The following is a 10,765-nucleotide window of genomic DNA, read 5'->3' on the forward strand; positions in this document are numbered from 1 at the left end:
CTCATGGCGCGGCAGCCGAGTCAAGAACAGTGTTCTCGAATATTTCTGACGTTCTCGAATCTGTGCGAGACTGGGAGCCATGACCGCACAGTCGTTGCGAGCCCGCGTCCGCTCGGAGATGACCCGAGAGATCAAGGAAGTCGGGCGCCGGCAACTCGCCACCCAGGGCGCGAACCTGTCCCTGCGCGGCGTCGCACGGGAAATGGGAATCGCCGCCTCGGCGCTTTACCGATACTTCCCGAGCCGCGACGCCCTGCTCACCACGCTGATCATCGAGGCATACGAGACCCTGGGCGAGGCGGCGATCGAGGCCGAAGCAGCCGCGCCTCGCGACGACCTGCGCGGTCGATGGTTGGCCGCCTGCCGTGCAGTGCGTGCCTGGGCTCTCACACATCCGGTCGAGTACGGCCTGCTCTACGGCAATCCGCTGCCCGATTACGCGGCGCCGCCGGAGACCATCGCCCCTGCCGCGAAAGTGGTCTTGCTACTGGTAGACATCGCCATCGACGGCGCGGAAACCCTAGCGCCGGTGCCGTCTCGAGCCCCGATCCCAGCACCGGTCCGCGCCGACCTGACCCGCCTGATCGACCAACACCCGGGTGATCTCCCGGCGGAACGGCTCGATCTCGTGTTCGTCGGCTGGACCCAGCTGTTCGGCCTGGTCAACTTCGAGGTGTTCGGCCGATTGAACGACACGATCGACGCGCGAGCTGAATACTTCGACCACCACATGAATCTGATGGCCGACCTGGTCGGCCTGCCGGGCCTGCCGCGGATTCCTTTGGCACCAGGCACGGAATATGTTGAGGCTTAGTAATTTTCAGAGCGTCGATAACACGAACCGCAGTTGTTCGGCGGGGCCGATCCAGCGAGGCGGCGACTGCGAATGACTGATGCTCGGGGGTTGACTGCGCAGCACCCGAGTGCGTTCCGGGCGACGTGGCACGCCGAACGTGTCGTGCCACGTCGACCTGGCGACATCGAGCCGACCTGACGATTCACTTACGATGAACGGCGATTTCAGATCTCACCGCGGCGGGTCTGGGATCGGGCAACGTGAGTGCTGTATGGGCCGGTCGCCCTGTGGTCGGCGGCGATGTGGTGAGGCTGCGGAGTCTGTGGTTGCGAGCTTCCAGGGCATCGGCCGTGGTGGGAATCAGTGCCGCCTCGCCGGTGGAGATCTGCGCTTGGTTGAGGTCGACGAATCTGCGGCCGGCGCGCTCGTAGGCGGTGAAGGCGGTGGTGTGATCGTCGTGTGCGGCCAGGGAGTCGGCGAGCATGTAGGCGCCGACGAGGGCGAGACTCGACCCTTGCCCGGTCAGGAACGACGGCGCGTAGGCGGCATCGCCGACGAGTGCCACACGCCCGCTGGACCATTGCGGCATATGGATCTGACTTACCGTGTCGAAGAAGGGGTCTGGGGCGTGGTGCATGGCGTCGACAATGGTCGGCATCTTCCATCCGTCGTCGCCGAAGACAGTGGAGATCAGATCACGGTGAGTATCGGCGGCGCGAAGGGCTTCGTGCGATGGTTCGGAGTGGGCGAAGGTCAGCAGGGCGTGTACGTCGCTGCCGTCTCCGACGGCGTAGAGCGCAGCGGCTCGTCCGGGGGTGTTCCAGATGAGTGCTTCGTGCGAGAGCCCGAAGGTATTGGGCATGGCGCAGATCGAGAAGCAGTAGCCGAGGTAGCGCAGGTAGTGCTGTTCGGGGCCGAAGGCGAGTGCCCGGGTTCGTGAGTGCAGTCCGTCAGCGCCGACTACGAGGTCGAAACTGCGTTGGGCGCCGCTGCGGAAGGTGACATCGACACCGTGATCGTGTTCGGTGAGTGCGTCGATGGAATCGTCGAAAACGAACTCCACGTTGTTGCGGACTGCTGCGTAGAGCACGTTCGTCAGTGTCCCTCGCGGAATCTCGAGGTCATGTCCGTCGACACCCCCGACCACTGCTTGCGGATGCACGACCGCAGCTCGACTGCCGTCGGCATTGAGGAAGGTCACCCGCCGCGTGTCGATATGGGCTTGCTGTAGTTGCGGCAGGATGCCCATCCGGTGAGCGACAGCTACGGCGGTGCCACGCACGTCGATCGGGTATCCGCCGTCGCGCACACCGGCGGACTTCTCGACCGCTGTCACCGTGAAGCCATATTTGTGCAGCCAGAACGCCAACGCGGGACCCGCGATGCTCGCGCCGGAAACCAGGACGGTTCCTCTCGATCCGGAATTCATGTCAACTCCTGTGCTTGTCAGGGGATTGTCGAGGGAAGGGCTCATTCGCGCGTTTCGCGGTTCATCCGACAATCTCGGGCTCGAGTCTCGGCGCGGGCGTCTGACGCTCCGGGCGCATGGTTCGTACGAGAACGGCGACGACTATCGCGGCGATCGCGAATGCCGCGGTGGCGATCGCTATGTAGCTGAATACACCGGTAGCCGAGTTCACTGTCTCGCCGTCCACGACGACCGTGGTCGATGCGAGGACAGCCGCGCCGACGAAGTTGAACACCACGGCCCCGGTCGACACCATCACCATGACCAGGCTGGACACGATGCCCTGCCGTTGTGCCGACGCCAAGTTGCCTGCCATGTTGAATCCCGACGCGCCCAACGCGGCGACCGTGACACCGAGCAAGAACGCGAAGCACAGCGCCGCGAGTAGCTGCGAAGCACCGAGAAACATCCCGATGGTGGCTACCGTTCCGAGCATGACCGCCCCGGCCAAGGTCCGGGCAGGCCCGATACGCGTACCCAACCATCCGGCCACCGGACCGCCGAGCATGACTCCGACGGCCGGTGCCGCGAGTAGCAGCGCCACTGACCCGTGATCTGCGAGTCCGTAGCCCAAGCGCTGGTCCGCCGAGATATCACCGATGAGGGGAATGAGCTGCAGCATGCTCTGGTAGGAACCCGCACCGAGGAAGACGACCAGTAGCGTGAGAATCAGTGGCCTGCCGAGGTTTCCGACGTCGATCAGCGGGTCAGGCTTTCGGCTCGAGGCCGTAAACCATCTGGCCAACGCCACGACCCCACCGAAGAGAAGGGTCAGCGGGCCGATGGCGGACCAGCCGAGGTCGGGACCCATGCTGATGTAGCCGAGCACACCGAGGAGGCCACCCCCGAGCAGGAGAGCACCCGCGATATCGAGCCGGCCCGGTGTCTTCACCAGTGATTCGGGAACCAGGAAACGCACGCAGATCGCCATCGCGACCGCGATCACAGCGGAGAGGAGGAACAGGATCTGGAAGCCGAACTCCGTCGCCAGCTTCTCGATGAGAAACCGGGAGGCGACATTGAGCACCGCGGTGCCGGTGGTCACGATGCCGACGATGATCATGGCCAGGCGTGGCGTGCACACGGTTCGCACGATCGCGACCGACAAGAACATGGCGGCCAACGCAGCTCCCTGCAACATGCGTCCCACGACGAAGACCCACATCGTCGGGGCCACCGCACAGATCAGCGCACCCACGCAACTGATCAGCAATGCCGACACGAGCACTCGACGTTTGCCGTAGATGTCCGCGCTCTTCCCTAGCAGCGGCGCCCACATCACTCCCGCCAGCATCGCGGTGGCATTGAGCCACGCCGCCTGGTCTGTGCCGAAATGGTCGAGCATCTCGGGCAGGACGATCAGCGGTGCGCCGATAGCCGAGTCCACCACGAAGTTCACCAGAGCCAGGACCGCCACGAGACCGAGTAGGCGCCAGCTCCACCTGGAATGAAGGCCGACGTTCGCACCGTCGGTTATGTTCTGCTGCATCGAAATTGGCTCCTCACCAGACCTGGTCTGCCCCGGGTAGCGCCGTGGCGACGTTCTGGCTACAACAGTTCCAGCGGAACTTCTGGCGGGCATCGTCTCTCGTCACCGATTACCTCTAGTGCTGCTGCACCAGACGGCCGCGCACGCCTGGTGCGTACGTACCGGGTCGAGCGCCTCGCGGTCGAGGGAGGCTTCGGACGCGTATCTTGGGCGGGGTGTTGGGCGACCCCGCAGCGTTCCCCGATCAGGTGACGGCCACTCGCCAGGTGGCGCGACGACCAACGTCGTGGCGCGAGGCGCTGGTCCTGGCGACAGCGTTCCTGCTGTGCCTATCCGGCGGGATCTTTCACCTCGACGACACCCTGGGATGGCCACCGATCGCCACCTATGTCGTCGCGGGGGTCTCGTGTGCGGCGCTGTTCGTGCGGCACCGGGCGCCCGTGGCCGTGGTCGCGGTAACCACCGCGTGCGGGATGCTGGCCGCGCCCGCGGGACTGCTGCTGACCCCGCTGATCGTGGTGCCGGTCGCGATCGCCGCCTATGCGCTGGCAGTGCATACCGAACCCAGGGTGACGATCGCGGTCCTGCTCCCCGCCGTGACATTGCTGGTCACGGTGACACCGTTTCTCGATGGCCTGTCCTGGCAGGACAGCAGCAGGCTGGTGTCCGTGGCAGCGCTGCCGCTGATCGCCGCAGCGCTCGGTAACGCGACGCAGAGCCGACGGGCCTATCTGGCGGCCATGGAGGAGCGAGCCCTGCGCGCAGAGAAGAGCCGGGAGAGTGAGGCGCGCCACAGCGTTGCCGAGGAACGGGTACGCATCGCGCGCGAGCTCCACGATGTCGTCGCCCACCAGATCACGCTCGCCAACGCCCAAGCAGTGGTTGCCGCGCACGTGTTCGACTCCCATCCTGAACAGACTCGCTCGAACCTGCGCAACGTTATCGAGACAACGAGAAACGCCCTCGACGACCTGAGGGCCACAGTCGGGCTGCTACGCCAGGCCGGGGACGCGAACGCTTCCGCCGAACCGTCGCCCGGCTTGTCCCAGCTTCCCCTGCTCCTCGAGTCGTTCAGCCGTGCGGGACTGCAAGTGACGATGGACCACGAAGGCGCGCCCACACAGCTTCCACCCGGCGTGGATCTCACTGCCTACCGGATCATCCAGGAGGCCCTGACCAACGTGAGCAAACACGCCGGGACCAGCAGCGCCCGAATCCACTTGTCCTGGAGCCGCAACCGGCTCTCCATTGCTGTCACCGACGACGGACCGGACTCGCAGGCCGCACCGAAACGGCTGCTCGAGCCGAGTGCGGTCATGCGATCGGACCGGCCATCGGGCTACGGGCTGATCGGTATGCGAGAACGCGCCACAGCGATCGGAGGCCATCTGTTCACCACGGACAGCCCGGCGGGTGGCTTCATCGTCTCCGCCCAGCTGCCACTCACGCCCGAGTACGCGGCGACTGTCGACAAACCGGTAACCGACGCCAATTCAGACGGTGGGCGCGTCGGTGACGCAGAGAACGGTGGTCCCCCATGACGATTCGAGTGTTACTCGCCGACGACCAGGCCCTGCTGCGCCAAGCGTTTCGGACACTCCTCGACACCGCCGACGACATCAGCGTGGTCGGTGAGGCCGCCGATGGCCGACAAGCGGTGAGCCTCACCCGTGAACTGCACCCCGATGTAGTGATCATGGACATCCGGATGCCCGATGCCGACGGCCTCACCGCCACCGCACAGATCTGCGCGGACCCACAATTGCACGACAGCCGCGTCCTGATTCTCACCACCTACGAGACCGACGACTACGTCGCACAGGCGCTGCGCGCGGGCGCGAGCGGCTTCATCGGCAAGGGCATCGGCGCAGCGGAACTACTCGACGCCGTCCGCACCATCGCACACGGAGAAACCCTCCTGTCCCCCGCGGCAACGCGCAGCTTGATCGCTCGCTTTCTGGCAACGCCAACCGACCACACGTCCGAGCTACTCGACGCACTCACACCGCGAGAACGCGAAATGACCATGCTTGTCGCAACAGGACTGTCCAACAACGAGATCGCCGCGCAACTGTTCGTGAGTCCGTTCACCGTCCGCGCCCATGTGCAACGCGCCATGAACAAACTGCAGGCTCGCGATCGTGCACAACTCGTCGTCATCGCCCACCAGACAGGTCTGGTCAACCGAACACATCCTGGGCGTTGACGCCCAAGGCACCCTTCGCTCTGACGTTGGCGATGCCCTGTCGCCGATGTTCGGCAGATCAACTCTAAGACCAAATATCCTGTCGAAGAACAGGATTGACCATTCAGACTGCCACTGATGACATCGACACGGCACCGAGCGATGGTCACGGTGCATCGGCAATCCTGCCCGCTTGAATATCCTCGGCTTCGCCGGGAGGTAGCTGCCGCGCAGCCGTGAAGATCTTGTCCGCTTGTGCGCCGACCGGATCCTACATTTCCTCATCTCGAACGACTTCGCCCGTTCGCCTCAACGTCTGTCGCACACGCACGAGTTGATCGCCCTGAAATGCGAGATCGGTGTCGTATCCGCGCGGTTTATTGGGATAGCTACAGAAGCGCTGACTGGGCAGCTTCCCGTCCGTGACAACGGCTGTGTAACTCGCGAGGAGCTCTTCGGTGCTTACCTGCTTATTCGTATAGCCCAGCAGCGCAACAACTTCCGCTTCCGTCATTCCGAGAGCGACCTGCACTTCACCAGCGCTGCTTCGTTTCCGAAGCTCGGTTCTAACGATACCGAGCAGTATGACTGCCAGTATGACAACGATGACGGCCAAACCGACGAGGAACTGACCGGACGACATGATGGTTTCACCTCGGCTGTGAGTGTTCGTGGCAACCCGATTCGGGCGTGTCGTGCCCGTACGAATGAGAGAGCCAGCCAGCTCACTTTTCCCTGACTCGCAACTACTTTCACGATATTTCATCGTGACGAACGGCGCACCTGTTCGATCCATATCCGACCGGGTCCATCCTCTTCGGCCCCCTCCCCCACCGCATGCGTCACCCCACCACCAACGACGTCTGCTGCGTCAGCACCAAGGCTGTCACCCGATGAAACATCCGGCTTCTCGAGTGAGTTCCGATAGCCGGCGGCCTTGTCTGGGCGTCGAAGTGCGGTGCCTGGTCGGCCGCCGAGGAGTTGCTGGCCGACGCGGAGGGTTGGTCGGTACACACGGGCGACGTTCGACCTCGGCAAGGATCTCCGCGATATCCGGTCCGAGGACTACGCCCCAGCTCGTTTGTCGAATGGCACCAAGGCAGGTAGTCGACCACTCATGACAACTGCGACCCCGGCGAACACGATGAGTGAACAGAGCACCAACGAATACGCATTGATCGTCATGACACGTCGCGATGTGCGCCCCCGGCCGAGTACAGGTAGGGAGGCACATCTAACGGCCGTGGCATAGCTGGGGGGTTGCACAACGCCCTTCTCAGGGTGTCGCGAACTGAAGGACTCGTCATGGAAACGACCTCGCTTTTCGGCGCAGGTGGGGCCTGTTCGGCCGATCCCCAACCGAAACTACCCGGCGCAAATGCGGCCATGGGTGTCGCCGGACTGAGCCCGACGACCGCCGGAATATGAGATGCGATGAGCTCGCAAGATGAAAGACCGCCGCGTGCGGGCCACCCGATTGCCGGTGGACCGGAAGTGGACGGCGGACTCGCGATGTCAGCCGATGTTCTGGTCCCAGGCTCCATGGACTGGTTGCTCCAGGCAAGAACCCCAAGGGGCGCCTCCGTCCCTCCGTCGGTGGTGACCGCGTGGATGCGACACGTTCGAGCCGGGCACGAGGCTCGACTGCGGTATGGGGCGCTGGAGATCCTCAGTCTGGTGGTCGCTGCGGCGATTCCGGCTGTTGCCGCATTCGGAGTCGGAACCAAATGGATAGTGGTCCTCGGCTCGTTGGCCATCGTTCTCAACGGCTGCCGGCAACTGTTCGGCTGGAAAGAGAACTGGGCCAACAGGAAGCGAGTCGTCTACGCGATACAACGTGAGGTTGCCTTGTTCTGCGTCGGCGCCCCCCGTACGGGGCAGCCGACGATGCTGCCACGCTGGTGACGTCTGTGGAGGACATCTGTACCGAACACTGGGAGCAGTGGTATTCGCGTCGTCTCGCCGAAGCCGGAACAGCCGACCGCCGTAATGGGGGCACCGACGTCGCGTGAGGTGGCTCTGCGGATTCGATCCTGACCACGAGCGCACCTGCTTGGTTCAGGACGCTGCGAACCGCTGTGGCCAGAGCGTCGCCGCACCGATGAGTTTCGCTGACCGGAGGAGTCATACCCGATATGAACACAACACCTCAGCTGGAACCACAGACCGCGGCCGGCAAGGTGCTCTGGCACTTCACGATGTCGCTCGACGGGTTCGTCGCGGGCCCGAACCATGAGATGGACTGGATGGCTGGGTTCTCCGGCAAGCCGGGGCTGGAACAGGAGTACACCGCGACCACCGGCGCTGTGCTCGGTGGCCGTGATGGCTGGGACGCTTTTCCCGGAGCTCGCCCCTATGGTGGCGGTGATGCCTGGCAGGGCTCGGTCTTCGTCCTCACTCACCACCCCGAGGACGCCGCGCCGGACGCGGATGTCACGTTCCTCAATTGCGACGTCGCCGAGGCCGTGCGGATCGCCTTGGAAGCTGCGGGCGGCAAGAATATCGAGATCCATTCGGCTTCGATCGGAGCGCAGCTGATCGAGCGCGGCCTGATCGACGAGCTCGACCTGCATATTGTGCCGATCCTGCTCGGCGACGGTATCCGGTTGTTCGACAAGCCGGGCTGCGCACCCGTACGCCTCGATCGTGTGCACGATGGTGCCCCGAACGAGGAGCTCAGCGTTCGCTTCCGGCCGGCGGCCCGGCGCGGTGGCGGACCACAAGAGGGAGGCGCCCCGTGCTGAAGCAGGTCGCGGAGGGTGTACTGGTCCACCAGAGCGAGATACTCCGGAACAACACCGTTGTCGTGCAGGGCACGGGCGGAGTGCTGCTCGTCGACCCCGGGATAACAAGCGCTGAAATGGTCTGTCTGGCGAACGACCTTCGCGAGTTGGGACAGCCCGTTGTAGCAGGGTTCTCGACGCATCCTGATTGGGATCACGTGCTCTGGCATGCCGAGCTCGGCGATGCGCCTCGTTACGGTACGGCCCGCTGCGCAGCTTTTATGCAGGACGTGCGGTCGGATGCGGACTGGAAGACCAGCGTTGTCGATGGGTTCCCGCCGGAAATCGCCGAGGAAATACCGCTGGACCCGTTCGGCCTGATTGCCGGTCTGCATGCCGGCACTACGCAGATTCCTTGGGATGGCCCTGAGGTCCGGATTATCGAGCATCCGGCGCATGCCCAAGGCCATGCGGCGCTGGTGGTCGAAGAACTCGGGGTTCTCGTGGCCGGCGATATGCTCTCCGATCTCTTCGTTCCGATGCTCGACCTGGACGCCGCAGATCCCCTTGAGGACTATCTCGTCGGGTTGCGGCTACTCGAGGGCGTGGTGGACAACGTCGATGTCGTCATCCCCGGTCACGGGTCGGTCGGTAGGGGTGATCAGGTACGCGCGAGGATCGATCAGGATCGGGCTTACGTGCACGCCCTGCGTGACGCCCGTGTTCCCATCGACCCGCGGGTCGGTCAATCGGCTGAGCCCGGTTGGGAGTGGGTGAACGACATACACGAAGGGCAATTCCAGCGCCTCGCCCGAACACGAGGTGTGCGCGACGAAACGCCCGGCTAGAGCCGGGACACTGCGCTGCGGTCAGCCGCACCCCTCGAGCGTCGCCCGACCCAATTCGGCAACCACATCGGCGATCTCACCTCGTGCGCGCAATGCCTGCACCTGTCGCCGCGCGCCGTTGCCGCGCGCGTACAGCGCGGCGATCGCCGCGGTGACGAAGGTGTGGTCACCGCACTCGCGTAGGGCGGGCTCGACGTGCTCGACGAGGCGCCCCATCAGCTCGTGTTGCGGCACGACAATCCCGTCGACGAGGTCGAGACCGTTGCCGTCCAGGCCGGAATGCGCGGCATTCCAGTACGCGGCGCGCAGGAGCTCCCCCGACACCGCGGGCGCGGCTTCGTGCTGTGCGATAGACCGCAGGCCCGTCCCGACGAGTCCTCGGATCAGGGCAGCGAGCAGCGCTGATTCCTCGGCAGTGGCGGGAATGTCGCTGACCCGGATCTCGACCGTCGGGAACGACTCCGACGGACGGACATCCCAATACACCATCTTGTTGTCGAGGATGCTGCCGCTGGACCGCATCATGGCCACGATCGAATCGTAGTCGCCGAGCGAGGCGAAAAATGGTGGCGGTCCCGCGCTGGGCCAGCGTCGCCACAGAATGCTGCGCCAGCTCGCGTACCCGGACTCGAAGCCGCGGTAGATAGCCGAATTCGCGGTCATGGCCAGCAGGACCGGCAGCCAGGGCCGCACATGGTTGCTCACCAACACCGCGGTCTCGCGATCGGGGACACCGATATGCACGTGGCAGCCGCACAGCCCCTGCTCGTGGGCGAGCATCCCGAAGGTGTGCGCGATCCGCTGGTAACGCGGGGTGTCGGTGACCGGATAGCCCTCGGGCACCGTCGGCGGGACGGCCACCGCGAGCAGACGCGCATCGTGGTCGACCGCGCAGGCCGCGACCCGGCGGCGGGAAGTGCGCAGCTCGGTCAGCAGTTCGCCGATGTCGCAGTGCACGCTGCTGCTGGTCTCTACCTGACAGCTCGTGAGCTCCAATTGCAGGTCGATGCCGATCTGTCGCGCCGCCGCGGCGACCTGGGTGTTCTTCGGCGCCGGTGCGCCGGTACCGGGATCGGTCAACAGGAATTCTTCTTCGACGCCGACCGTGAGTACGTGTTCGTGCCTGCCCACCGCCTGCCTCCTTCACGCGAGGTTCGACGCGGGGCGGGGGGTTAACCCCCCCCCCCGCCCCCCAAAGGCGCGACCGCCCCCCGCGTAAACGCAACCCCAGGGGGCCTGAGCCCGGGCGGGAGAAA

At 64.7% G+C, this 10,765-nt stretch carries 10 protein-coding genes; 7 read left to right on the forward strand and 3 right to left on the reverse strand.

From position 1 onward, the window contains the following. Nucleotides 1–79 precede the first annotated feature (79 nt). On the forward strand, nt 80–814 hold the full coding sequence (locus ACFWPX_RS03860; protein ID WP_378925772.1) for a TetR/AcrR family transcriptional regulator: 735 nt from the start codon (nt 80–82) through the stop codon (nt 812–814). Between the two features lie 184 nt (nt 815–998). Here the strand turns inward: ACFWPX_RS03860 and ACFWPX_RS03865 are convergent, their stop codons facing one another. Both ACFWPX_RS03865 and ACFWPX_RS03870 read right to left on the reverse strand, forming a co-directional pair. Further along, nucleotides 999–2,225: an FAD-dependent monooxygenase gene (locus ACFWPX_RS03865; RefSeq protein WP_378925775.1), complete on the reverse strand. Its 1,227-nt coding sequence runs from the start codon at nt 2,223–2,225 to the stop codon at nt 999–1,001. A gap of 61 nt (nt 2,226–2,286) precedes the next feature. Then, on the reverse strand, nt 2,287–3,753 hold the full coding sequence (locus tag ACFWPX_RS03870; protein WP_378925778.1) for an MFS transporter: 1,467 nt from the start codon (nt 3,751–3,753) through the stop codon (nt 2,287–2,289). A gap of 215 nt (nt 3,754–3,968) precedes the next feature. Between ACFWPX_RS03870 and ACFWPX_RS03875 the strand changes: the two genes are divergently transcribed. The 6 genes from ACFWPX_RS03875 to ACFWPX_RS03900 all read left to right on the forward strand — a co-directional run bounded on the left by ACFWPX_RS03875 (nt 3,969) and on the right by ACFWPX_RS03900 (nt 9,509). Continuing rightward, nucleotides 3,969–5,294, forward strand: a complete 1,326-nt coding sequence (locus tag ACFWPX_RS03875) for a sensor histidine kinase (protein WP_378925781.1) — start codon at nt 3,969–3,971, stop codon at nt 5,292–5,294. Then, the gene (locus ACFWPX_RS03880; protein WP_378925783.1) at nt 5,291–5,959 is read left to right on the forward strand and encodes a response regulator; all 669 of its coding nucleotides are present in this window, start codon (nt 5,291–5,293) and stop codon (nt 5,957–5,959) included. The genes ACFWPX_RS03875 and ACFWPX_RS03880 overlap by 4 nt, the downstream gene beginning before the upstream one ends. Nucleotides 5,960–6,272: 313 nt before the next feature. Then, nucleotides 6,273–6,677, forward strand: coding sequence for a hypothetical protein (locus tag ACFWPX_RS03885; RefSeq protein WP_378925786.1), 405 nt, complete (start codon nt 6,273–6,275; stop codon nt 6,675–6,677). 872 nt (nt 6,678–7,549) lie between these two features. After that, a complete protein-coding gene (locus ACFWPX_RS03890; protein ID WP_378925788.1) occupies nt 7,550–7,843 on the forward strand; it encodes a DUF4231 domain-containing protein in 294 nt (97 codons plus the stop codon). Nucleotides 7,844–8,073: 230 nt separating this feature from the next. Then, nucleotides 8,074–8,682 (forward strand): dihydrofolate reductase family protein, encoded by a 609-nt coding sequence (locus tag ACFWPX_RS03895; RefSeq protein ID WP_378925790.1) that lies wholly within the window; start codon nt 8,074–8,076, stop codon nt 8,680–8,682. After that, nucleotides 8,676–9,509 carry an MBL fold metallo-hydrolase gene (locus tag ACFWPX_RS03900; RefSeq protein ID WP_378925792.1) on the forward strand — a complete coding sequence of 278 codons (834 nt, stop codon included), beginning with the start codon at nt 8,676–8,678 and terminating at the stop codon, nt 9,507–9,509. Before ACFWPX_RS03895 ends, ACFWPX_RS03900 begins: the two co-directional genes overlap by 7 nt. Before the next feature lie 21 nt (nt 9,510–9,530). Here the strand turns inward: ACFWPX_RS03900 and ACFWPX_RS03905 are convergent, their stop codons facing one another. Next, nucleotides 9,531–10,640, reverse strand: coding sequence for a glutamate--cysteine ligase (locus ACFWPX_RS03905; protein ID WP_378925794.1), 1,110 nt, complete (start codon nt 10,638–10,640; stop codon nt 9,531–9,533). Nucleotides 10,641–10,765: the final 125 nt, after the last annotated feature.

Source organism: Nocardia sp. NPDC058518 (assembly GCF_042719655.1).
In the GTDB taxonomy this organism is placed as follows: Bacteria; Actinomycetota; Actinomycetes; order Mycobacteriales; family Mycobacteriaceae; genus Nocardia.